Source organism: Vibrio sp. 10N.286.46.A8 (genome assembly GCF_041470165.1).
GTDB classification, from domain to species: Bacteria; Pseudomonadota; Gammaproteobacteria; order Enterobacterales; family Vibrionaceae; genus Vibrio; species Vibrio tasmaniensis_A.
The window spans coordinates 1-23726 of sequence record NZ_JBFRLX010000194.1 but is presented as its reverse complement, the minus strand read 5'-3'; the positions used below and the strand labels follow the sequence as shown (position 1 = coordinate 23726).

General features: G+C 46.1%; 19 protein-coding genes. 5 read left to right on the top strand and 14 right to left on the bottom strand.

What is annotated here, in order from left to right; translation table 11 throughout:
• Window positions 1–33 precede the first annotated feature (33 nt).
• Complete coding sequence (locus AB4232_RS18075; RefSeq protein ID WP_372087678.1) at window positions 34–1185, bottom strand: CNNM domain-containing protein; 1152 nt, start codon at window positions 1183–1185, stop codon at window positions 34–36.
• A 270-nt stretch (window positions 1186–1455) separates the two neighbouring features.
• Here AB4232_RS18075 and hupA point away from each other — a divergent pair, with 270 nt between their 5' ends.
• Both hupA and AB4232_RS18065 read left to right on the top strand, forming a co-directional pair.
• Window positions 1456–1728, top strand: coding sequence for a nucleoid-associated protein HU-alpha (hupA, locus tag AB4232_RS18070; RefSeq protein WP_004729753.1), 273 nt, complete (start codon window positions 1456–1458; stop codon window positions 1726–1728).
• Between the two features lie 46 nt (window positions 1729–1774).
• Window positions 1775–2473 carry a DUF1481 domain-containing protein gene (locus AB4232_RS18065; RefSeq protein WP_009844684.1) on the top strand — a complete coding sequence of 233 codons (699 nt, stop codon included), beginning with the start codon at window positions 1775–1777 and terminating at the stop codon, window positions 2471–2473.
• A 168-nt stretch (window positions 2474–2641) separates the two neighbouring features.
• On the opposite strand, the gene purD is transcribed toward AB4232_RS18065, so the two are convergent.
• Complete coding sequence (purD, locus tag AB4232_RS18060) at window positions 2642–3931, bottom strand: phosphoribosylamine--glycine ligase (RefSeq protein WP_017103309.1); 1290 nt, start codon at window positions 3929–3931, stop codon at window positions 2642–2644.
• Between the two features lie 283 nt (window positions 3932–4214).
• Window positions 4215–5825 (bottom strand): bifunctional phosphoribosylaminoimidazolecarboxamide formyltransferase/IMP cyclohydrolase, encoded by a 1611-nt coding sequence (gene purH, locus AB4232_RS18055; RefSeq protein WP_372087677.1) that lies wholly within the window; start codon window positions 5823–5825, stop codon window positions 4215–4217.
• 325 nt (window positions 5826–6150) lie between these two features.
• Here purH and zntR point away from each other — a divergent pair, with 325 nt between their 5' ends.
• Window positions 6151–6591, top strand: coding sequence for a Zn(2+)-responsive transcriptional regulator (gene zntR, locus AB4232_RS18050; RefSeq protein WP_009844687.1), 441 nt, complete (start codon window positions 6151–6153; stop codon window positions 6589–6591).
• A gap of 47 nt (window positions 6592–6638) precedes the next feature.
• On the opposite strand, the gene AB4232_RS18045 is transcribed toward zntR, so the two are convergent.
• The 10 genes from AB4232_RS18045 to AB4232_RS18000 form a co-directional block, all read right to left on the bottom strand.
• On the bottom strand, window positions 6639–7598 hold the full coding sequence (locus AB4232_RS18045; protein WP_372087676.1) for a GGDEF domain-containing protein: 960 nt from the start codon (window positions 7596–7598) through the stop codon (window positions 6639–6641).
• A gap of 171 nt (window positions 7599–7769) precedes the next feature.
• Entirely contained in the window at window positions 7770–8066 is a 297-nt protein-coding gene (gene fis, locus AB4232_RS18040) for a DNA-binding transcriptional regulator Fis (RefSeq protein ID WP_004729744.1), read from the bottom strand.
• Window positions 8067–8089: 23 nt separating this feature from the next.
• A complete protein-coding gene (dusB, locus tag AB4232_RS18035; RefSeq protein ID WP_009844689.1) occupies window positions 8090–9058 on the bottom strand; it encodes a tRNA dihydrouridine synthase DusB in 969 nt (322 codons plus the stop codon).
• A 140-nt stretch (window positions 9059–9198) separates the two neighbouring features.
• Complete coding sequence (gene prmA, locus AB4232_RS18030) at window positions 9199–10086, bottom strand: 50S ribosomal protein L11 methyltransferase (RefSeq protein WP_012604987.1); 888 nt, start codon at window positions 10084–10086, stop codon at window positions 9199–9201.
• Between the two features lie 188 nt (window positions 10087–10274).
• Window positions 10275–11618: an acetyl-CoA carboxylase biotin carboxylase subunit gene (accC, locus tag AB4232_RS18025; RefSeq protein ID WP_009844691.1), complete on the bottom strand. Its 1344-nt coding sequence runs from the start codon at window positions 11616–11618 to the stop codon at window positions 10275–10277.
• Window positions 11619–11633: 15 nt separating this feature from the next.
• Entirely contained in the window at window positions 11634–12089 is a 456-nt protein-coding gene (gene accB / locus AB4232_RS18020) for an acetyl-CoA carboxylase biotin carboxyl carrier protein (protein WP_099165043.1), read from the bottom strand.
• Between the two features lie 74 nt (window positions 12090–12163).
• The gene (gene aroQ, locus AB4232_RS18015; RefSeq protein ID WP_029223748.1) at window positions 12164–12613 is read right to left on the bottom strand and encodes a type II 3-dehydroquinate dehydratase; all 450 of its coding nucleotides are present in this window, start codon (window positions 12611–12613) and stop codon (window positions 12164–12166) included.
• Between the two features lie 323 nt (window positions 12614–12936).
• The gene (gene acs / locus AB4232_RS18010; RefSeq protein WP_135382771.1) at window positions 12937–14886 is read right to left on the bottom strand and encodes an acetate--CoA ligase; all 1950 of its coding nucleotides are present in this window, start codon (window positions 14884–14886) and stop codon (window positions 12937–12939) included.
• Window positions 14887–15104: 218 nt separating this feature from the next.
• Window positions 15105–15737: a 3'-5' exonuclease gene (locus AB4232_RS18005; RefSeq protein WP_009844694.1), complete on the bottom strand. Its 633-nt coding sequence runs from the start codon at window positions 15735–15737 to the stop codon at window positions 15105–15107.
• An 11-nt stretch (window positions 15738–15748) separates the two neighbouring features.
• Complete coding sequence (locus AB4232_RS18000) at window positions 15749–17578, bottom strand: DUF294 nucleotidyltransferase-like domain-containing protein (RefSeq protein WP_135382775.1); 1830 nt, start codon at window positions 17576–17578, stop codon at window positions 15749–15751.
• A 242-nt stretch (window positions 17579–17820) separates the two neighbouring features.
• Here AB4232_RS18000 and AB4232_RS17995 point away from each other — a divergent pair, with 242 nt between their 5' ends.
• Window positions 17821–19017: a 3-phenylpropionate MFS transporter gene (locus AB4232_RS17995; protein ID WP_017101054.1), complete on the top strand. Its 1197-nt coding sequence runs from the start codon at window positions 17821–17823 to the stop codon at window positions 19015–19017.
• Between the two features lie 117 nt (window positions 19018–19134).
• On the top strand, window positions 19135–22566 hold the full coding sequence (locus AB4232_RS17990; RefSeq protein WP_269335927.1) for a PAS domain-containing hybrid sensor histidine kinase/response regulator: 3432 nt from the start codon (window positions 19135–19137) through the stop codon (window positions 22564–22566).
• An 83-nt stretch (window positions 22567–22649) separates the two neighbouring features.
• Here AB4232_RS17990 and AB4232_RS17985 read toward each other — a convergent pair.
• On the bottom strand, window positions 22650–23726 hold a 1077-nt coding region (locus AB4232_RS17985), incomplete at its 5' end, for a lyase family protein (protein WP_372087675.1).

The following is a 23726-nucleotide window of genomic DNA, read 5'->3' as shown; positions in this document are numbered from 1 at the left end:
GCCTTTGTTGTATCTGACGCTATCAAATTGAGATTAAGCGTCTTTTTTGTCTTCTTTTTGAACCTTGCTTTCATCCGCTGACTTTGAGTCTGAGGTGTCGTTGTCTGTTAGAGTTTTTTCCTCTAGCTCGTCCTCTTCATCGCGGTTTTCGATAACACCGTGTGTTTCTTTCCACTGTTCCCAACGCTGAAATGCCAGTTCTTGCATGTCAGTCGTCTTATCTGCCTCGTCGACGATCTCTTCGCCCACTAGGTGCTCAAAGATATCTTCTAGGGTGATGATGCCCTGAATCGTACCGTACTCGTCAACTACTAAGGAAAGCTGCAGGCGGTTTGCCATCATTTGGTCAAAGGCTTTAGCCAAGCCCATGTTGTTCAGCAACACGTGGATAGGGCGCATTACTTCACCCAGAGCTTTCTCGCCACAACCCGCTTGTTGCAATCTAAACAGCTCCAGACGGTGTACAAAACCAATGATGTTGTCAGTTTGCTCGCTGTAAACTAATGGGCGCGAGAATGGTGTGTCTTTGTGTTGCTCTAGGAACGTATTCACGCTCATTTCGGCATCGACGCGGAATACAACAGGGCGCGGTGTCATGACTTGAGTCACGGGCACATCTTGAATACCTAACAGATTGCTCAGGATTTTTGATTCACCTTCAGCAAATTCACCGCTCTCTTTTGCCAAAATAGCCATTGCAGATAGCTCATCACGCATTTTTGGTGCCTGGTGGCCGCGAGCTAAACGTTTGGTAATTTGCTCTGAGAACCACACAAATGGTGTTAGGAAAAAGACCATCCAGCGAAGCACATTTGATGATGCTGGAGCAAGTTGACGCCAGTAGGTTGCGCCAATGGTTTTTGGAACAATCTCAGACAGAACTAAAATACCCAGAGTTAATACGGCAGAGAATACGCCTAACCATTGGCTACCAAAAACGACTGCTGCTTGTGCACCCGCTGTCGCTGCACCTATGGTGTGCGCGATGGTGTTGAGCGTTAAAATTGACGCAAGTGGGCGGTCAATATCGGTTTTCAGTTTGTCTAATGACTCTGCTGCAGGGTGCCCATTTTGTTTTAGTTGAGCAATGTAGCTCGGACTAATACTCAAAAGTACAGCTTCCAAAACAGAACAAATGAAAGAAACTCCAATAGCAATGGAGACGTAAATAGTTAGCAGCAGCATGTTTGCCCTTAAATTAAATTGTACGCTTTAGCAGCGATTCAGCGTGGATTATAGAGAATAAGTAGTGGCTAGGTCATCATTAATTTTGCTCTCAGCCCCTTTTAAACAAGGGCTTGCTCAGTAAAATCAGTAACAAATTGTGAGTTATTACTCATATTATGGCTAAAACTACGGCATTAGAGCTAAAGATCGACGACAAACCTTTGCCAGATGGGGCATTTATGTTTTAGAGTGAATCGAATTCAAAAATACAAAGAAGGGAAACCTAAAATGAACAAGACTCAATTAATCGACTTTATTGCTGAAAAAGCGGACCTTTCTAAAGCACAAGCTAAAGCTGCTCTAGAAGCGACTCTTGGCGGTGTTACAGATGCTCTTAAAGATGGCGATCAAGTTCAGCTAATTGGTTTTGGTACTTTTAAAGTAAACCACCGTGCAGCTCGCACTGGTCGTAACCCAAAAACTGGTGACGAGATCCAAATCGCTGCTGCAAATGTTCCAGCATTTGTTGCAGGTAAAGCGCTGAAAGATTCAGTGAAATAATCTAAACTGTACCGAGGTAGTCGTATTCCACCTCGGTACAGGTTTTATGAAAAAAGCATTTCTTCTCGTTTCACTATTATCTACATTTCTCATTGGCTGTTCATCAACCAGCCCTCGCAAAAACCTAGAGCAATTTGAAACTCACACCGGCGGCCAAGTCATGGGCGACGCGACAAGTTTCTACTGGGTTACAAACAAGCTAACACAACCTCATACTTCAGCTGACTACGTCACTGTAGGCGATTACGGCTGGTACCAAACGGACTATGCTTGGTCGGAAGGTATACTTCGTGAATTTATTCGTGAAGGTGAGCAACGTAATTCTTCTAATGAGCTGGTTCCGTATAGTGTCCATGTGCGTTTTAATAAGTCAGGCGAAGCTGTATATCAGCAGTATCGTATTGATAGCAAAATTTTGCCTATCCAAGTTAAGCAACTTGAAAGCTACCAGAAAGAAGCCAAGTCGGTTTTAGAAACTACGATGAAGCAGCATGACGAAGGGCTCAGACTGGTTCAGGGTTACTGGAATGGTCGTTCTTTTGAAACGTGTGCTGGTGGTGAGTTTGATCGCTTTGAATTTAATCAGACCTTGCCAAGCTTCGTGATCGATCGATTGGCGTCTGTGGAAAGCTATGCGGCGTTTCTTGGCAGTGATTCACTAGGTAAGATGAGCGTAGAAGAGTTACTGATGCTGGCTGAAGACAGCCATGATTGTGTCGTTAGGCCGTCATTGTTGAAAGAATAGCGATCCACTAAAGGATTGAGGGTATTTGGCTTGCTGTAGGCCAAGTGCTGATTTGTCTGTACAGGTACAGATTCCTAGAGAAATTGAGTGATAAAAAAGGCGCCTATCGAGGCGCCTTTTCTGTCATTTGCTTACTGTTATTGGAAAGTAAGCGAGTAACAAGATTGATTACTGTTCTTGCTCGCGCGCAATCGCACGGTAACCGATGTCATTGCGGTGGAACATACCATTCCAGCTAACTTGCTTCGTCAACGCGTAAGCGCGCTCCTGAGCTTCAGAAACCGTATTGCCCAGTGCCGTTGCACAAAGTACACGGCCACCGTTTGTCACAACGTCGCCAGCTTCGTTATTTGTCGTACCCGCGTGGAAAACCTTTTGGCCTTCAACTTCGCTGGTTGGCAGTGAAATAACGTCACCTTTTGCGTAGTCAGCAGGGTAACCGCCAGCAGCAAGAACAACACCGATAGAAGCGCGTGGGTCCCACTTTGATTCTGCTTCGTCTAGCTTCTCATCGATAGCCATTAGGCAAAGTTCAACAAGGTCTGACTCCATACGCATCATGATAGGTTGCGTTTCAGGGTCGCCAAAGCGGCAGTTGTATTCGATAACCTTAGGTGTGCCGTCAGCATCGATCATTAGTCCTGCGTAAAGGAAACCAGTGTAAGGTGCGCCTTCTGCGTCCATACCACGTACCGTTGGATAGATAACTTCCTCAAGGATGCGGTTATGGATTTCAGGAGTTACCACTGGAGCTGGAGAGTAAGCACCCATGCCGCCAGTATTAGGGCCAGTGTCTTTGTCGCCAACACGTTTGTGATCTTGGCTGGTGGCCATAGGAAGCACGCTAGAACCGTCAACCATTACGATGAAGCTTGCTTCTTCGCCTTCAAGGAACTCTTCGATAACCACGCGACTGCCTGCTTCGCCAAATGCGTTGCCCGCTAGCATGTCTTTGATTGCGTCTTCAGCTTCTTCAAGTGTCATCGCAACGATAACGCCTTTACCCGCCGCAAGGCCGTCAGCTTTTACTACGATTGGAGCACCTTGCTCGCGAACGTAAGCGATAGCTGGCTCGATCTCAGTGAAGTTTGAGTAGTAACCTGTTGGGATATCGTGACGAGCTAGGAAGTCTTTGGTGAATGCTTTAGAGCCTTCAAGCTGTGCTGCCGCTTGAGTTGGGCCGAAGATTGGTAGGCCAACTTCGCGGAATGCATCAACCACACCAATAACCAATGGTGCTTCAGGGCCCACGATAGTCAGTTCGATTTTCTTTTCTTGAGCAAACGCCACTAAACCAGCGATGTCTTCAACACCGATGTTTACGTTTTCAAGTTTAGGTTCAAGCGCAGTACCTGCGTTACCTGGAGCGATGAATACTGTTTCAACATTTGGGTTTTGTGCCGCTTTCCAACCAAGTGCATGCTCACGACCGCCGGCACCGATAATCAATACATTCATGTTTTAAAATCCTTATAGCTGCTTCAGAGCCTTTATTTCTGTGTCAAACATGCTCACTTATGGTCATAAGCTCCGCGTGTTTTCCTTGAACTAAAGTCACTGACTTGCTCTACGTATTTCAAATATCGGAATATTTAAAAAACAAAATTATAAGTTTTGCTCAAAGTAGTTGGTGATGTGGCTAGGCAGCAATTGAGCCCATCCCCGGAAGCATAGCTCGCTATGTGACCGGGGGGGGGCGAAAGCAGCTAACGACGCCACAGTGCCAAATACGAAGAGGAAATTAGTGGCGGAAGTGACGCATGCCCGTAAAGATCATCGCCATGCCGTGTTCGTCTGCTGCTGCGATAACTTCGTCATCACGCACAGAGCCGCCCGGTTGGATAACACACTTGATGCCCGCTTCTGCTGCCGCGTCGATACCGTCACGGAATGGGAAGAATGCATCTGATGCCATCACGCAACCTTCAACCTGTAGACCTTCGTCTGCAGCTTTGATACCTGCGATTTTCGCAGAGTAAACGCGGCTCATTTGGCCTGCGCCTACACCAATAGTCATGTCGCCTTTCGAGTAAACGATAGCGTTAGATTTAACGTACTTCGCTACTTTCCAGCAGAATAGAGCATCTTTCAATTCTTCAGCTGTTGGCTGACGCTTAGAAACCACTTTCAGGTCATCTTCAGACACCATGCCTTGGTCGCGGTCTTGAACTAGCAAACCGCCGTTAACGCGTTTCACGTCAAAACCAGTTGTCTTAGTTGTCCACTCACCGCACTCAAGCAGGCGAAGGTTTTTCTTAGCCGCTACGATTGCTACTGCTTCCGCAGAAACAGATGGTGCAATGATAACTTCAACGAATTGACGCTCAGTGATAGCCGTTGCTGTTGCAGCGTCTAGCTCACGGTTGAAAGCGATGATGCCGCCAAATGCAGACGTTGGGTCTGTTTTGAATGCACGGTCGTAAGCTTCTAGGATGTCTTCACCTAGTGCAACACCACATGGGTTAGCGTGCTTAACAATTACACATGCTGGCTGGTCGAACTCTTTCACACACTCAAGTGCTGCGTCAGTGTCAGCGATGTTGTTGTAAGAAAGCGCTTTACCTTGGATTTGGCGAGCAGTAGAAACAGACGCTTCTTCAGGGTTTGCTTCAACGTAGAATGCGGCTGCTTGGTGGCTGTTCTCACCGTAGCGCATGTCTTGTTTCTTCTCGAACTGTTGGTTGAACGTGCGAGGGAATTTAGACTCTTCATCAGCCTTCTTTCCTTCTTCATCAAGTAGAGAGGCACCGTAAGATGGAACCATAGTGCCGAAGTAGTTTGCGATCATGCCGTCGTAAGAAGCGGTGTGCTCGAATGCTGCGATAGCGAGGTCGAAGCGAGTCTCTAGCGTTAGAGATTGCTCGTTCGCGTCCATTTCAGCAACAACGCGCTCGTAGTCGTGTGCGTTAACAACGATAGTTACGTCTTTGTGGTTTTTCGCTGCAGAGCGAACCATTGTAGGACCGCCGATGTCGATGTTCTCAACAGCGTCAGCAAGGGTACAACCTTCTTTAGCAACGGTTTCTGCGAATGGGTATAGGTTTACAACAACCATATCGATAGGGTTGATACCGTGAGTTTCCATCACGTCATCATCTTGGCCACGACGGCCTAGAACACCACCATGAACTTTTGGGTGCAGAGTCTTAACACGGCCATCCATCATTTCTGGGAAACCAGTGTAATCAGATACTTCTGTAACAGAGATGCCTTTTTCAGCAAGCAGGCGAGCAGTGCCACCGGTAGATAGGATATCTACACCACGGTTAGCAAGAGCTTGTGCAAATTCAACGATACCAGTTTTGTCTGATACGCTGATTAGAGCGCGGCGAATTGGACGAGCGTTATTCATGCTTCCATCTTCCTCAAATTCATGGGGTTAAAATAAAGATATTTGCCAAAAAAGAACTTGTTTCTATCTTCTTAGCGTGGATTATCTTAGATACCAGTAAGAGATAAAATATTGGCCAGTTTTGGTAAAGACCTTTTGGGTTTGTCTTATGATTAAGCCATAAGATAACCAACTCCAAATTTGATGGCGCAGATTCTAACTAATTTATTACAAAAAAGCTCGCGCAATCGTTTGGCATCTCAAAATTAATTATGAAAAGTGCCATTTCAGCCTGAAAAGTAACGATAAGGTTAATTGTGGAATGGACGGAACAGTAGGAAAAAACATGTTTCAGATCGGTGAATTAGCGAAAAGATGCGGTGTGACAGCCGATACCTTGCGGTTTTATGAAAAAAGTAACCTGATTGCTCCTGCCAGTCGCAGTGACTCAGGATATCGCTTATATGATGAAAACAATCAAAAACAGGTGACCTTTATTCTTAAATCTAAAGCGTTAGGGCTGAGTTTAGATGAAATTAAGGAATTGCTCGAGATTCGCTTGGAAGCAACGCAGCACAGTTGCTCGGAAGTGAAAGCCATCACAACGGCAAAGCTGACACTTATTGATGAAAAAATCAGTGAACTTGGCAGAATACGCACGGCATTAAAGAAGATTAATGATGCTTGCTGCGGTCATGTAGATGACGATGCGAGCCATTGTTCTATCTTAGGTGCTTTGGCGAGCGAAGATAAACAAAGCTCATGCTGTGCTGCTGATGGTAAATAGCTGAAAAGGTCCCCGTTAGGGAGATAGGTTTACTACGGTTGATAACCCTAGGAAGCTTGCAGTATTTTGGCTCTTAGTTGAGCGTCAATTTTTAAAGTGGGTAGGTTATTGTGGTAAAGCGTGACTTGGTTGCGGCCAGTCTGCTTTGAAGAGTACATGGCTCTATCTGCTTGAGCCAATAGTTCTTTTATGGTTTTAAGGTGTGGTGTGTATTCAGCAACACCGATGCTGACTGTTGGGTAGATGATGTGGCCGTCTACGGTGCATGGCGTTGATTCAATCGTTTTACGAATCGTCTCTGCAACGTAATAAGCTTCAATGGCACTGGTGTGTGTAAGGATGACACCGAATTCTTCGCCACCCAAGCGACCTAGATAATCATCGCAGTCTATTGACTGTTGGCATAAGCTCGCGACTTGAACGATTACCTCATCACCAGAAAGGTGGCCAACTTGATCATTGATCTCTTTGAAGTGGTCTATGTCTATCATCAAACACGTTAAGCTTTGCTTAGGCGATTGACTGAACTCTCTCTCCAACCCAAGTAAAAAGGCACGTCTATTTAAAATCCCAGTTAGCTCATCGATTTCAGCGAGTTCTATCAGCTCAGCTTCACGTTGCTGTGCTTTAGTAATATCTCGCTCTTGCCACAGCACGTATTGCTTTTCTGGCGAGAGATACAATGGCTTTAATGTCGATTCAAAATATCGGTCGTCTGACTCTGCAGATTCTTCCCCTTGAGCGAAAAGTTGTTCAATAGAAAGCTGAAGTTGCTGACAGGGTGCAAGAGAGTATCGAATGTATTGAATTTCGCGACTGGAATAAGCTTGCTTTGCCGCCTCTAACAGCTGTTTTTCAACCGCGGGAGGCAACAGTTCTGAAACTGTGTGGTGATTTGGATTGTTAAAGTTTTCAACAATACGTCCGGATGTATCCAACAGAAGATGACGATCAGGCAGTTCACGGATCAGTGTGCTAAGCCATTCTTCCCTTTTCATATCAAGCATGTAGCTTCCAGACGATTAGATTAATAGGTCATTATATCGGTAGTGATTACGTTATCAATCGTTACATCTAATTAATTGATTGATAATTGTTCGCTTGTTGCCATATAAACAAAAAAAAGCCGAGTTCAATAAAGAGCTCGGCTTCTAATTCAATAAATTACGAAAGAACGATTAGTTCATGCCGTATTTTTTAAGTTTCTTGCGAAGAGTACCGCGGTTAATACCCATCATGGTTGCTGCGCGAGTTTGGTTACCGCGAGTGTACTGCATGATAGTGTCTAGTAGTGGCTGTTCAACTTCAGCTAATACTAATTCGTATAACTCGCTGACTTCTTGACCGTTTAATTGAGCAAGGTAATTTTTCAATGATGCTTTAACTGAGTCACGTAGTGGCTTCTGCGTGATTTGGTCTTGTGATGTAACTGTAGTTACTGTCAATGCTTCTGAAGTCAGATTTTGTTCGAACATATTCGGTCTAGCTCTTCTCGTAATTATGGTGCAACGTTATCAAAAAAACCTTCTAGCGCTTCAAGCTGCAGATCACCTGCTTCGAATGCGTTGAAGGTACGGCGAAACTCACTCGCTTGTTCATGCTCTTTTAGATACCAACCCACATGCTTACGAGCGATGCGAGGGCCTAAAAACTCTCCATAAAATTCATGTAGAGCGAGCACATGACCAAGCATGATGTCTTTCACTTCCGAAATCGGGAGTGGGTCCATCGTGGTGCCGTTTTCCAAATAGTGTAGGATTTCGTTAAAAATCCAAGGACGTCCTTGGGCAGGTCGACCTATCATTAAAGCATCAGCGCCGGTGTACTCCAGCACAAACTTCGCTTTTTCCGGACTATCGATATCACCGTTAGCGATAACCGGAATAGATACTGCTTGTTTCGCTGCTTTAATGTGTTTGTATTCTGCCTCACCTTTGTACATACAAGCGCGAGTTCTCCCGTGAAGGGCAAGAGCTTGTATGCCGCAGTCTTCGGCTATTTTCGCGATTTGGACACAGTTTCTATTGTCTGTATCCCAGCCTGTGCGCGTTTTCAACGTTACTGGAACGTCGACAGCATTTACCACAGCCTTCAGAATATCTTCAATGAGTTCTGGATGCTGAAGTAGGGCTGAGCCCGCAAGCTTCTTATTCACTTTTTTGGCTGGGCAACCCATGTTGATATCGATGATTTGCGCACCGTTAGCAACATTGAATTGAGCAGCCTCGGCCATAAGCTGTGGATCTGCACCAGCGATTTGTACTGAACGAATGCCCGATTCGCCTTCATGTACCATACGCTGCTGAGATTTTGACGTTTTCCAAACTTTCGGATTGGAGGACATCATTTCACTGACTGCCATCCCCGCACCGTAACGAAGACACAACTCACGGAATGGTCTATCCGTTACGCCAGCCATAGGAGCGACGATTAGATTGTTCTTAAGTTGATAATTTCCGATTTTCAAAAATGTCATCACAGTTCTGTACCAGCAAGGGCGCGCATTTTACGCATTTTTTCGCTGCGTGAAAAGACTAATATTTGAGCATTTACAATTTGTTTTTGTAATTCGTTTAAATTTCAATCAATTAGCGCCCAAAGTCTTACCTAGCCTTGCTTGCGACCAGAGATTCGACACCATTCTTGTTGTTCAATGATCGGATCAATGTGAAGCTCATCACGATAATAAGTTGCAACATCTTCCGCTTGTGTATCTAAAACACCCGACATTGCTAGTACACCATTTGGCTTTACTAGACCTTTAATGATGCCAGAAAGGTCGCGTAATGGACCGGCAAGAATGTTGGCAACAACAACGTCAGCGAGCAAACCTTCCGGTTGATCTTGTGGCAAGAACACCTCTAGTTGCTCAGCAACACCATTGCGTTGTGCGTTGTCTTTTGATGCAAGCAGAGCTTGAGGATCAATGTCGATCCCGACAACTTTTGCCGCGCCAAGTTTGATCGCAGCGATCGCAAGAATGCCTGAACCACAACCGAAGTCGATCACGGTTTTGCCTGTCAGGTCTAGGCCTTCAAGCCATTCAAGACACAATGCTGTTGTTGGGTGAGTGCCCGTACCAAATGCAAGACCAGGGTCTAGCATGACGTTTACAGCGTCAGGTTCAGGGATATCGCGCCAGCTAGGGCAAATCCATAAACGCTCACCAAACTTCATTGGGTGGAAGTTGTCCATCCATTCACGTTCCCAATCCTTGTCTTCAATTTGCTCTACTTTGTGAGCAAAGTCTGCAGGGAACATGTTGCTTGCTTTAATCTGCGCTAGAACGACACCAGTGTCAGTCTCAGCGTCGTAAAGCGCGAGAATGTCAGTATCACCCCAAAGGCGAGTTTCGCCCGGCAGAGGCTCAAATACAGGGGTATCTTGTGCATCCAGGAAAGTTACAGAAAGAGCACCAGTCTCTTCCATTAACATGTCGCCGATTTGTTCGGCATTTTCATTGGTAGCATTAAGCTTGATTTGAATCCAAGGCATGGCTGCATCTTCTATATGAGAAAAATTGGATGGCGAGTCTAGCAGAAAATATGAGCAAATTCACCAAAACCCCACGGAATATAATGGGGATTATGAATTGATTATTGCGAGTATTTACAAACAAAAATGCCCACCGAAGTGAGCATTTATTACTGTTCTACAGAGAACGAATTACGGAAGGCTAGCGTCTATTGTAGACCAAGCTTCTTCTCAAGGTAGTGGATGTTTGCCCCACCGTGTTGGAAGTTTTCGTCGTTCATAATAGACAGTTGAAGCTCAGTATTAACGTTAATACCTTCAACAATCATTTCACCCAATGCGTTCTTCATACGAGCGATAGCAACATCACGGTTCTCACCGTAAGTGATCAGCTTGCCAATCATTGAATCGTAGTGTGGTGGCACTGTGTAACCCGTGTAGATGTGAGACTCCCAACGTACGCCCATACCACCTGGAGCATGGAAGCGCGTGATCTTACCCGGAGACGGTAGGAAACGAACCGGATCTTCCGCATTGATACGACATTCGATTGAGTGGCCGCGCAGCTTAATATCATCCTGTGTGAATGATAGAGGCTGACCAGCAGCAATGCGAAGTTGCTCTTTCACTAGATCGATACCCGTTACCATTTCAGTAATCGTGTGCTCAACCTGGATACGAGTGTTCATTTCGATGAAGTAGAACTCACCGTTCTCGTATAAGAATTCAAATGTACCTGCGCCGCGGTAACCAATCTCAAGACATGCACGAGTACAACGGTCGCCGATGTATTTACGCATTTCTTCAGTGATACCTGGTGCTGGTGCTTCTTCCACAACTTTCTGGTGACGACGCTGCATTGAACAGTCACGCTCACCTAGGTGGATAGCATTACCTTGACCATCTGCAAGCACTTGTACTTCAATATGACGTGGGTTTTCTAGGAATTTTTCCATGTAAACCATGTCGTTATTGAAACATGCTTTTGCTTCAGCACGAGTCATTGCGATAGCTTCTGTTAGTTCTTTTTCAGTACGAACAACACGCATACCACGACCGCCGCCGCCGCCAGAAGCCTTGATGATTACAGGGAAACCAATGCGCTTAGCGTGCGCTTTGTTTTTCGCTTCGTCGTCGTCAAGAGGGCCGTCAGAACCTGGTACACAAGGTACACCCGCTTTTTTCATTGACGTGATAGCTGACACTTTGTCACCCATCATGCGAATGGTTTCAGCTTTAGGGCCAACGAAGATAAAACCACTGCGCTCTACCTGTTCTGCAAAGTCTGCATTTTCAGATAGGAAGCCGTAGCCTGGGTGAATAGCAACTGCACCCGTTACTTCAGCAGCGCTGATGATACGAGGGATGTTCAGGTAGCTATCGATACCACGAGCTGGACCGATACAAATGGTTTCGTCAGCAAGCAGTACGTGCTTAAGATCGCGGTCAGCGGTTGAGTGAACTGCTACCGTTTTGATGCCAAGCTCTTTACATGCTCGCAGAATACGCAGTGCAATTTCACCACGGTTCGCGATTACTAATTTATCTAACATAATGAGTGCTCTCTATTATTCGATAATTACTAGAGCTTGGTCGAATTCTACTGGTTGACCGTCTTCAACTAGGATAGCCGTTACAACACCAGATTTATCAGCTTCGATTTGGTTCATCATTTTCATTGCCTCAACGATACATAGTGTTTCGCCAGCAGTTACAGATTGACCCACTTTAACGAACGGTTTTGCATCTGGGCTTGGAGCGCCGTAGAAAGTACCAACCATTGGAGAAAGAACTTGGTGACCAGCAGGAACCGCAGGAGCTGCCGCTTCTGCAGCTACAGGTGCTGCTGCCGCAGGTGCTGCCGCCGCTACAGGAGCTGGAGCTGCTGCATATTGAATAGGCGCTGCAGATACAGGGCTGTTACGACTGATTCGTACTGACTCTTCACCTTCAGAGATCTCTAGTTCAGAAATACCAGACTCTTCAACCAATTCGATTAGCTTCTTGATTTTGCGAATATCCATTGTTTCTTTCTCTTTATCTGTTGATTGAACTTACTCTTTGACTGAGTAGGTTAGTAATAGTTCGTTGTTTTTATTTACTTTGCGTTGAGCTTGTTGAGCGCAGCTGTCAAAGCAAATTGATAACCTTGGGCACCTAAGCCACAAATCACACCTTCTGCTTTATCAGACAGGTAAGAGTGGTGACGGAATGGTTCACGTGCGTGAACATTCGATAGATGAACCTCAATAAATGGGATAGCAATACCAAGTAGTGCATCACGCAACGCCACACTGGTATGTGTAAAGGCCGCTGGGTTGATAATAATGAAATCAACATTTTGATAAGCACTATGGATAGCTTCAATCAGCTCATACTCACGATTTGACTGTAAGTGAGATAGCTCAACATCGTGTGTTTTCGCTTGCTCGGTCAATGAGCTAATAATCTGGTCAAGTGTTTGAGAACCGTAGTGTGCAGGTTCTCTAAGGCCTAACAGATTAAGGTTTGGTCCATTTAAAACTAGAATGCGAAACTTTGTAGACATTGTGGGGCTATCTTCCTTTATCGTGTTTACGAACGTGAATGTTGCCATTTTATTGAAAATTTGGGGATAATTTCCAGTAAGAAAAACCCAAATTTAAAAATTAGAACCAGATTATAGCTAATTCAGCGCAAATCGCAGCAATTTACTGGTCTAATCTCCTATTGAGAGAGTGTGAGATTGTTACCAACTTAACAAAAAAGCGCCTTAGCCTTAATTTTGTCGAGGATATTTGAGATCAAGATCAGCCATAAAAAAACCGCCACATAGGTGACGGTTTAGAAAGGAGCTGTTTTAAACAGTAATTACGTAATGTGACGGGTTGCTTATGCCAGTTCCGCTTTCTCTGCAATCAGCTTATCGACCACGCTTGGGTCTGCGAGTGTCGACGTATCGCCTAGGTTGCCAGTATCGCCAGTGGCAATCTTACGCAGGATACGACGCATGATTTTACCTGAACGAGTTTTCGGCAGAGAGTCTGTCCAATGCAGTACATCTGGCGTTGCGATTGGGCCTATCTCTTTGCGTACCCAGTCTTTCACTTCTTTATGAAGCTCTGCGGTTGGGAACTCACCATCATTAAGCGTGATATAAGCGTAAATTGCTTGGCCTTTAATATCATGAGGAATACCGACAATCGCTGCTTCTGCAATCTTATCGAACGCCACTAGCGCCGATTCAATTTCAGCGGTACCCATACGGTGACCTGATACGTTAAGCACGTCATCGACACGGCCCGTAATCCAGTAGTAACCGTCTTCATCACGACGAGCACCATCACTGGTAAAGTACATACCTTTAAAGGTAGAGAAGTAAGTTTGTTCGAAACGGTCATGATCACCATGAACGGTACGCATCTGGCCTGGCCAAGAGTCAAGAATCACAAGGTTGCCGTCTGTTGCACCCTCAATGATGTTGCCCATGTTGTCGACAAGCGCGGGTTGCACACCGAAGAATGGACGAGTCGCTGAACCCGGTTTTAGGTCTGTTGCGCCCGGTAGTGGAGCGATTAAGATGCCGCCCGTTTCTGTTTGCCACCATGTATCGACAATTGGAGACTGCTCGTTACCAATTGTTTTGTAGTACCACTCCCACGCTTCTGGGTTGATAGGTTCACCTACCGATCCCATGACTCTTAGGCTGTCACGATAAGTCCCTTCAACCGCTTCATTACCCTTCGCCATCAATGCACGAATAGCCGTTGGCGCAGTATAAAGAATATTAACTTGGTGCTTATCGACTACTTCGCTCATGCGGCTGGTGTTCGGGTAATTTGGCACGCCTTCAAACAGAATCGTTTTTGCGCCATTAGCTAGTGGCCCGTAAACAAGGTATGTGTGGCCAGTAATCCAACCCACATCGGCTGTACACCAGAAAGTCTCGCCTTCTTGGTAATCGAATACGTATTTGAAGGTCATCGCTGCATAAACAAGGTAGCCACCTGTAGTGTGCATAACGCCTTTAGGTTTACCCGTTGAGCCTGATGTATAAAGGATGAATAGTGGATCTTCTGCGTTCATCTCTTCTGGTGGACAATCCGCCGATACGTTTGCGATAGCATCATGCCACCACACATCACGGTGTTCGTGCCAAGCAACATCGCCGCCAGTACGTTTGAATACCACAACCTTTTCGATGTTCTTCACTTCAGGGTTAGTCAGTGCTTCATCGACATTTTTCTTCAGTGGAACAGCACGGCCGCCACGCACGCCTTCATCGGCAGTGATAACGACTTTAGAATTTGAATCGATAATACGACCAGACAGTGCTTCTGGGGAGAAACCACCAAATACCACTGTGTGAACTGCGCCGATACGGGTACATGCCAGCATGGCAACCGCAGCTTCTGGAACCATTGGCATGTATAAACAAACCACATCGCCTTTACGTACGCCTTGCTCTTTCAGAGCATTAGAAAACAGGCACACTTCTTTGTGTAGTTCGTTAAAGGTTAGGGTTTTATCATCAGCAGGGTCATCGCCTTCCCAGATGATAGCGACTTCATCACCACGCTCAGCAAGGTGGCGGTCGATACAGTTAGCCGAAACGTTAAGCGTGCCATCTTCAAACCAGCGAATATCAATGTGGCCTGGGTCGAAAGAAGTATTTTTTACCTGTGTGAAAGGTTTAATCCAATCAACGATTTTTCCGTGTTCACCCCAAAAGCCTTCAGGGTCAGAAACAGATTGCTGGTACATGGCTAGGTAAGTGTCATTATCCGCGTGTGTAGTTGATTTAATATTTTCTTTTACCGGATAAACGTGGGCTTCACTCATTGCATCTCTCCTTGTGCCTACATTCCTAATGAACTGGCAACTTCCTTTGTGTTCAGTTTCTAGGTCTATTACAGAACCGTCTTTGTGTTATCACTCTCGACTAGGATGGCGATTTCCACAATTAGACTTTAGGATGAGACGCTGCTTTTCACTTACAAAATAGCGAGTTAAGTTCATTTTTGAGATGTTGCTCTCTATGTGAAGCGCCAGTGGTTGAATTAAGAATAAGAAGAGTTGAAACGGGGTAGATCACCATGCTTCAGGCGAACAAAGATCAGGGCGGCGGAGATAGCGTCTTGTAATGCATCATGTTTATTGACGGGGATAGGTAAATCGAGCTGGCGACAGATTGCGTCCATACTGAGATCAAAATAGGCATTGGGCAGCTGCCTTTCGAGCTTGTCTTGATAAAGTTGGCTTACTTCGACTAATCGGTTAGGCAGTGGAAATCCAAGCTGTTTTAAACAGGCACGATCGAGGATTTTTTTATCATAGCGGATGTGATAGCCGACTAAAGGACGATTTCCAATGAAGTTCAGTAGCTCGATTAAAGCCTGTTTTTCTTCGATGCCGTGCTTTAGATCTTGATGGCGAATACGGTGGATTTTTATTGAATTGCAATCGAGCGATTGAGGGGCGCGCAATCGGACTTCAAAAGGTTGGCTGGTAATGATTCGGTTGCCGATGATCTTGGTTGCGGCAATGGTGACTAATTCTGCCTGATTGGGGTCGAGGCTGGTGGTTTCACAATCGAGAGATACGTATTCGTGATTAGCAGGCGCAGTAAACAGAGGCTGATAAGTAGAGCCTTTGAGTTTATGATGCCAGTAATAACGAACCAATCTATTCATCGTTCAATCGCCTAATCTCGTATCTGATAGTGGTAGCCAAGCCATTGCTTGAATTTTTTGACCACATGCAAGCTATGGCGAAGTAAGTCTCTGTCTGCTCGCTCCATCAATTTGACGTTAATCTTGTTGCTACTGTGCTGCTGAGAAAGTCTTTGGGCTAAGCGCCACTTAAAGAACTGTTTGAGTGCTTCACTAAGGTTATCGGCGGTACTTTGCTCAAGCACCTTCTTACAGACCAACTGTTCAATGCGTTCGAAGGTGTTGTTTACCGTGACACCATGCTCAAGACAGAGTGCCCTCACACCATGCACGATAGGGAAAATACCGCCTTGTTTGATATCGAGCCCTGACTTGGATTGTTTAACATTGCCAAACAGGGTGAGGGGTACTGAGAAGTTCAGAGCCGGTCGGCAGAATTCAGTCAGAATCAATTCTTGTCCGAGCATCAAATCACTTAGGTGCTGCTTTACGGGTTTTAATAACTCTCTATTACCCGCAACGGCGTGTGCATCCGCCATGATCGCGATATCCATCACGGTATCTGGCGTGGCTTTTTTTACCCAACGAGTGAGGGTTTGTTTCCACTCTTGTTCTGAATGCACCCATTTGGGGTTGTTGACCATCACGTTGCCCGGACATAGTGGGTAGCCCAATTGCTGCAATGTGTGAGTGAGGTCGTTCATGGCACTCTGGCATTGGTGCCACTCCAAGCCATCTTGAATTATTAGCGCGTTGTCTTGATCGGTTTTGAGGATTTGTTCTCCACGGCCTTCGGAGCCCAACACGATGAGGCAGCAATGATTATGCAGTGCGGGTGGGATAACCAACTCAAACGCTTTCTCTATTATCTGTTCATTAACGGCTGAAATCAGCTCCATGATGAAGCGCGTGCGAATGCCGTTACTGAGTAGGCTTTCGACCAGTTGACGTTGTTTGTTGGAGGCTAATGCGAGCTCTTCAATGCTGGTGGATCGCGCAATACGCAAAGTGAGCACGTGAGAGTGAGTGGAGAATGCACTGAGGATTTGTGTCATATCCACCATGCCGACAGCATCTAGACCGTCACAAACCATCAACCTTTTTACCCGGTTTCTGGTCATGGTAATCATGGCATTAAATAAGAAATCACCTTGGTTTACGTGCATCACCGGAAATGTTGCAATCTCGCCAACGGGCGCGTCCTGTGGGAAGTTATCGAGCATTACAGCGTGCAATAAATTGGTTCGTGTGACGATCCCATACGGTAAGGAGCCTGAACCAAAATCTTTTATGCCTTTGTCGTCTAAATGCACCAGCGCCGAGTCTAAGCCTTGCTCTTTTAGGATTTGAGTGACTTGGTTGATGGGTTGTCCTGGCTCAAGAATCAGTGGTGGGTGATAGATAGAGTCATCCACTTTTGTCAATATAAACTCGGCAAGGTTTTGTTGCTGCTGAGCGGCTTCAATCAGAGCTTTCCGTGTCGACAGGTTACTATCAAAGTAGGCGGCAAATTGACCATTGGCGTGATAAAGATCGAGAAAAACATCAGTAGGCAGTAGGTAGCTTAAGGTGTCTTCGAGTGCGATATATTGATGTTTGGTGTGAGGTTCAAACTGGCTGCGCACATCAAAAATATCGTCATTGGCGTAATGTGCGTAAATCTCACCATCACTGCTCGCGCGCTCTTCAACGGCTCCTTTGATCAGGATATGCAGGTGTCTGCTCGGCCTATCTGCTTCCAGTATCACTTCTTGAGAGCGGTAATACACCACGTCTAATGAAGAGCGAAGCTTCAATTGTTCCGTATCGGACAGGCTATCGAAGGGTGGGTGCTGCATATTAAATTTTTCAGGCATAAGCATCACAAGAAGTGGGAGTCTTTAATCAGTCTGACAAAATACCAGCGAAGCTCCAGACGACTTTAGTCTAAATGCAGACTAGATATCGATGAACGTGATATAGCTTGGTGATAAGTGATAAGTGATAAGTGATATCTAGGCTAATTAAATATAGGAATGCTATCCCAGTAATAATTCCCTTTTTCATCCTACTCTAGATAGGCATAATTGGAGCCGCCTTTTTCCGCACACTTTATAGGTTATTTATGTTTAGCCCCTCTCCTTACGGATGGATATCTCAGTATTTTCTTGGTTTCTTTTTTGCGTATGGTGTGTACTTGCCATTTTGGGCGTTGTGGTTTGAAGACCAAGGCGTTTCTGCAGGAGACATCGGTGTATTGATTGGTATTGGTTTTGCGACTCGCTGTGTTGCTAACCTTGTGATTACGCCGCGCATCCATAACGTAGAGAATCTTTTGCCCGCTCTGCGCTGGTTGAGCTTCGCCTCATTGTTATTTGTTGGCTTCCACTTCTTCACTGGAGGCAGTTTTTTATTGATGCTGTTGGCAACAGTACTGTTTAACCTGTGTTGTGGGCCGGTTATCCCTCTTTCTGACGCAATGGCTAACCATTACAGTCGTCTTAAGATGCTTGACTATGGACGCACTCGTTTATGGGGTTCGATTGCTTTTATTGCGGGTTCAACCGTGGTGGGTTATTTAGTCGCACAGTTCGGCACTGATATGATTTTATATACAGCGCTTGCTGGTGTGCTGTTGTCGTTAATGTTAGCGATGAGAAACCCTAACGTGATGCCAGTAACGCAATCTGAGAAACAAGCAGTGCGACCAAAATTAGGTGAGTTACTGCGTGAATCGTCAGTAGTTAAATTTTTGGCCTTGATGGCGCTGCTGCAAGGTAGCCATGCGGCTTACTACAGTTTTAGTGCGATTTACTGGAAAGAAGCAGGTCACTCAGAAGCGATTATTGGTTACTTATGGAGCCTAGGCGTTGTTGCTGAGGTGGCTGTGTTTGCTCTCAGTAAGCGCTTATTCTCTGGCTGGTCAATGCGTACTCTGTTCGTGGTAGCTGCAATCGGTGTGATGGCTCGTTGGGGGATTACCGCGTCAACAACGGCGATTTTCGCCTTGGTTATGGTGCAAATGCTGCATGGTGTGACGTTTGCTATGGCACACATCGCAGCCATTCAATACATTCAATCAGAAGAACAGAATAAAATGGTCGCGCTGCAAGCTCTGTATAACGCGATCCCATTGGGGGCTGTTATCGCACTAATGACGACCTTAAGTGGTTGGGGATATGAGCTTTGGGGGGCAAACATCTTTTGGGGTATGGCCGCGATGGGGGCTCTTGCTCTGTTCATTAAGTTGGACGAGAGAAGTTCAGTGGTTGAGATTAATCAATCAGGTTCGGAACAATTAGAATCTAACAGCAAATGCTGATAATTAGAGTCTGAAGCACAGAATTTAAGCGATTCGATTGAGTTAATGACCCATCCTTAGTTAAATGAAACCTCTCCCTTATGGAGAGGTTTTTTTATGGATGAAAAAGGGTTTTTAATGCAAGGATGGATAGTAATTCCAGTCTCTTTAGCCTATTTGGGCGTGTTATTTCTGATCGCTTGGTATGGAGACAGGCAGGTTCGTTGGCTATCGCGTTGGCGCCCATGGATCTATAGCCTTTCGATTGCTGTGTATTGTACCTCTTGGACTTTCTATGGAACGGTCGGACAGGCGAGCAATAACCCATGGTCCTTTTTACCCATCTATCTCGCCCCCATTCTGGTCTTTACACTCGGGTGGCGGATCTTGGCGCGGTTGATCCTGATTGCAAAGCGTGAACACATCACTTCAATTGCCGATTTTATCGCGGCTCGTTATGGAAAATCTCAGGGCTTGGCTGTTGCCGTCACCGTGATTGCCGTGGTCGGTATTCTTCCTTATATCGCGCTACAGCTGCGTGGTATTACGATGGGGCTAGATATTGTTGCGCCAAACCTAGCGTCTGATTTCGGCTATCAGGATTATCACGTGTCTTGGTTTGTGGTCGGTGCTTTGGCCATTTTTACCATGCTGTTTGGTACTCGGCACATCGATAACACAGAGCATCACCGTGGCATGATGATGGCGGTGGCGTTTGAGTCAATTGTTAAGCTAGCGGCATTCTTGATTGTTGGCCTGTTTATTATCTACCTGGCGATGAGCAGTGACAAAATTGACTTGTTTGATGTGGCGGCTTCCACCTACGAATCGCCCAATATTCCGACCTTAATTATTCATACCGTTTTGACTATGTTGGCGATTGTCTGTCTGCCGCGCCAATTCCACACCATGGTGGTTGAGAACGAACGTCCTCAAGATTTGCATACCGCTCGCTGGTTGTTTCCACTTTATCTGATTTTGATGGGCCTGTTTGTGCTGCCAATTGCTTGGGCAGGACAAGGGCTGCTCACCGACATGCCGGCTGATACTTACGTGATCAGTGTACCAATGGCAGAAGGTGCGAATCACATTGCTTTGTTAGCTTTCCTCGGAGGTACTTCGGCGGCGAGTGGCATGGTGATTGTCTCGACCATCGCATTAGCGATCATGGTATCGAATGATTTAGTGATGCCATTGCTGCTGCGCCGTATGCGCCTAACTCAAAGAACCCATCGACATTTTTCTGGCATGTTGCTGGTGATTCGACGCGGGTTGATTTTACTGCTGTTACTTGGTGCTTGGCTGTTCTATCAAGCGCTCGATACCATTCACTCACTGTCGGCGATTGGCTTTCTTTCCTTTGCGGCGATTGCTCAATTCGCGCCAGCACTTATTGGTGGTTTGTACTGGCGTCCGGGCAACCGGAAGGGGGTCTATGTCGGCTTAATGGTGGGCTCGTTGATTTGGCTGATCACCCTGATGAGCCAAACCAGCATGCTGGCGGGCGATAGTGAAAGTAACCTTTTACTGTGGATTATCACGCCACCAGAGTTGTTCAACAGTTGGGAGATCAGCAGTTCAAACTGGGGGATTGTGCTGAGTATTTTGCTGAATACTTTGTGTTATGCCGTGGTTTCGATGGTGACCAGACCAAGCCTAAGTGAGCGTTTACAATCGGCTGCTTTTATTGGCACACCACTGCCAGAAAATGAGAACATCAGCCTCTATCAGAGCCGTGTGACGGTCGCTGAATTAGAGATGCTGGCGTCTCGTTTTGTGGGGCGTAAGCGTGCGAAAAGTGCCTTACAGAGTTATTGGCAACAGCACGGGCAGCCGCTACTTCCTAACCAACAAGCGCCCGCAAGCCTGATTCGACATGCAGAACGTGTGCTCGCTGGTGTATTCGGTGCATCTTCAGCTAAGTTAGTACTTACTTCGGCCTTGCAGGGCAGAAATATGCAGCTTGAGGAAGTGGCGACCATCGTTGATGAAGCCTCTGAACTGTACGATTTCAGCCGTGGTTTACTGCAAGGTGCGATTGAACATATTGGTCAAGGCATTGCAGTAATTGACAAACAAATGAGGCTGGTGGCGTGGAATCAACGTTACTTAGAACTGTTTGAGTTCCCTGCAGGCTTGATTCAGGTGGGTCGACCCATTTCAGATGTAATTCGTCACAATGCTGAGCAAGGTTTATGTGGCCCAGGCGACCCAGAAGATCACGTTCGACGCCGTGTTTATCACCTTGAGCAAGGCACGCGACACACCTCATCTCGTATTCGTCCGGATGGTCGAGTGATTGAGGTGCAAGGTAACCCAATGCCTAGTGGTGGCTTCGTCATGAGCTTTACCGACATCACGGTTTTCAGACAAGCAGAGCAAGCGCTAAAAGATGCTAATGAAAGCTTGGAATCGAGAGTCCATGAACGAACTCAAGAGCTCGAGAAGCTTAACCATCGCTTGGTAAAGGCGACGCAAATCTCTGACCAAGAATCACAATCTAAGAGTCGTTTTCTTGCGGCTGTTAGTCACGATTTGATGCAGCCATTAAATGCTGCTCGCTTGTTTGCTTCTTCGCTATCTGAGGTGGCAAAAGAGCAAGAGGAGAAGCAGCTTTCTTCTCATATCGAAAGTGCGTTGGGTGCGGCTGAAGATCTGATTGGCGACCTGCTTGATATCTCGCGATTGGAGTCAGGAAAATTAGAAACCAACATTCACGCGATTGCCGTGCATGATGTGCTGACCAATTTGAATGCCGAATTTAGTGCTTTAGCAACGCAGCAGAAGATCCAATTTCAGATGATCCCATCGTCACTGTTTATTCACTCTGACCCTAAGTTATTAAGACGAGTGATTCAGAACTTTTTAACGAATGCGTTTCGCTATAACCCTGAAGGAAAAGTGGTACTCGGTGCGAGACGAGTTAATGGTCAAGTACGCATTGATGTGTGGGATAACGGAACCGGTATCGATGAAGACAAGCAACAAGAGATCTTCGAAGAGTTTACGCGTGGTAGTCAAGTTCGTGCCGATCAGGGGTTGGGATTAGGGTTGGCGATTTCGAAAGGGATTGCTCATGTGCTTGGTCATCAAATCTCGATGCGTTCATGGCCGGGAGAAGGCAGCGTCTTTTCCATCACCTTAGCGAGAGCAGAGCAGGTGGCTCCGGTTGTACAAGCTTCGACGCCAATGGCGACAAGCGACATCGAGCACCTGAAAATACTGTGTGTCGACAATGAGCGCGAGATTTTAGTCGGCATGGAGAACTTGATTGGTCGTTGGGGCTGTGAGGTTAAGACCGCCGTCGACTTAGTCGAAAGTTTGAAGTGTCTCGATGATGATTGGCAGCCGGATGTGATTTTCTCTGATTATCGCCTCGATAATGGCCGAACGGGTCTCGAAGTGTTGCAACAATGCCGTTTACGTCTTGGGGACTCTTTTGAAGGCGTCATCATCAGTGCTGATAGAACCGATGACATGTTGGCAGCGATAAAGGCCAACAGCTTCAGCTTTATTGCTAAACCTGTGAAGCCGCTAAAACTCAGAGCGGTCTTAAATCGGGTGAGTTAGTTTAATTAACTCTTAGATATTAAAAAGGCCTCAGCTGAGGCCTTTTTCGATCTGTTCGCTCGGTTATGGATGACCGATTTACTTTAACCCGCGATACCGCCTTGAGTGAGTGTAGTTGGGTCAAGCAGTTTGCTGAGCTCTTCTCGGCTAAGATCCGTTTCTCGTTCGGCCACATCAAGAATCGGTAAGCCCTCTTTGTAGGCTTTCTTGGCAATATCAGCCGCTTTTAGATAGCCAATCACAGGGTTAAGTGCGGTCACCAGAATTGGATTCTTTGACAGTGCCAAATCGAGGTTGTCTTGGCGTACCATGAAGGTAGAAATTGCTTTATCAGCCAGTGCGACTGAACTGTTTGCTAACAACTCAATGCTTTCTAATACGTTATGAGCAATAACGGGCAGCATCACATTCAATTGGAAGTTACCCGATTGGCCTGCAATCGTAATGGTGGTGTCATTACCTATTACTTGAGCCGCCGCCATGGCTGCAGCTTCTGGAATTACAGGGTTTACCTTGCCAGGCATGATAGACGAGCCCGGTTGTAGAGCCTGCAACTCAATTTCCCCTAAGCCAGCCAACGGCCCTGAATTCATCCAGCGAAGATCGTTTGAGATCTTCATGATCGCAACTGCTGCAGTTTTGAGCTGACCTGACAGTGCAACGATCGCGTCTTGGCTGCTGAGGTTAAAAAAGAAGTTTTCACTCGAGGTAAAACTGATCTTTGTCGATTGAGACAGGTTACTTGCAAACTTATCGGCAAAGCGTGGGTCGGCATTGATCCCCGTACCAACCGCTGTGCCACCTTGAGCAAGCGCCTTGACTGCTGGCAAGCTGCTTTCTATCGCTTGCTTGGCATGTTCAATCTGAAATTTCCAACCACCAAGCTCTTGAGCAAAGGTAATCGGCATTGCATCCATTAGATGGGTACGGCCAGTTTTGACTACCTCAGCAAGTTCATGCTGTTTTACGGTAAGTGCCGCAGAAAGGTGGGTAAGTGCAGGCAGTAGCTTATTTTCTGCCATCAAAGCGACACTGACTTGAATTGCTGTTGGCACGACATCGTTACTGCTTTGCCCCATGTTTACGTGATCATTCGGGTTCACGTCTCCTTGCAGGCTTCTTGAAGCGAGTGTCGCAATCACTTCGTTAGCATTCATGTT

What these genes read in the sequence shown, in the direction of transcription:
- fis (WP_004729744.1), bottom strand. Translation starts at nt 8,066, where the DNA reads ATGTTCGAACAAAATCTGACTTCAGAAGCATTGACAGTAACTACAGTT.
- AB4232_RS18065 (WP_009844684.1), top strand. Translation starts at nt 1,775, where the DNA reads ATGAAAAAAGCATTTCTTCTCGTTTCACTATTATCTACATTTCTCATT.
- purH (WP_372087677.1), bottom strand. Translation starts at nt 5,825, where the DNA reads ATGAATAACGCTCGTCCAATTCGCCGCGCTCTAATCAGCGTATCAGAC.
- AB4232_RS18045 (WP_372087676.1), bottom strand. Translation starts at nt 7,598, where the DNA reads ATGCTTGATATGAAAAGGGAAGAATGGCTTAGCACACTGATCCGTGAA.
- aroQ (WP_029223748.1), bottom strand. Translation starts at nt 12,613, where the DNA reads ATGTCTACAAAGTTTCGCATTCTAGTTTTAAATGGACCAAACCTTAAT.
- zntR (WP_009844687.1), top strand. Translation starts at nt 6,151, where the DNA reads ATGTTTCAGATCGGTGAATTAGCGAAAAGATGCGGTGTGACAGCCGAT.
- acs (WP_135382771.1), bottom strand. Translation starts at nt 14,886, where the DNA reads ATGAGTGAAGCCCACGTTTATCCGGTAAAAGAAAATATTAAATCAACT.
- AB4232_RS18000 (WP_135382775.1), bottom strand. Translation starts at nt 17,578, where the DNA reads ATGCTTATGCCTGAAAAATTTAATATGCAGCACCCACCCTTCGATAGC.
- prmA (WP_012604987.1), bottom strand. Translation starts at nt 10,086, where the DNA reads ATGCCTTGGATTCAAATCAAGCTTAATGCTACCAATGAAAATGCCGAA.
- AB4232_RS17995 (WP_017101054.1), top strand. Translation starts at nt 17,821, where the DNA reads ATGTTTAGCCCCTCTCCTTACGGATGGATATCTCAGTATTTTCTTGGT.
- purD (WP_017103309.1), bottom strand. Translation starts at nt 3,931, where the DNA reads ATGAATGTATTGATTATCGGTGCCGGCGGTCGTGAGCATGCACTTGGT.
- AB4232_RS17990 (WP_269335927.1), top strand. Translation starts at nt 19,135, where the DNA reads ATGCAAGGATGGATAGTAATTCCAGTCTCTTTAGCCTATTTGGGCGTG.
- AB4232_RS18005 (WP_009844694.1), bottom strand. Translation starts at nt 15,737, where the DNA reads ATGAATAGATTGGTTCGTTATTACTGGCATCATAAACTCAAAGGCTCT.
- AB4232_RS18075 (WP_372087678.1), bottom strand. Translation starts at nt 1,185, where the DNA reads ATGCTGCTGCTAACTATTTACGTCTCCATTGCTATTGGAGTTTCTTTC.
- accB (WP_099165043.1), bottom strand. Translation starts at nt 12,089, where the DNA reads ATGGATATTCGCAAAATCAAGAAGCTAATCGAATTGGTTGAAGAGTCT.
- accC (WP_009844691.1), bottom strand. Translation starts at nt 11,618, where the DNA reads ATGTTAGATAAATTAGTAATCGCGAACCGTGGTGAAATTGCACTGCGT.
- hupA (WP_004729753.1), top strand. Translation starts at nt 1,456, where the DNA reads ATGAACAAGACTCAATTAATCGACTTTATTGCTGAAAAAGCGGACCTT.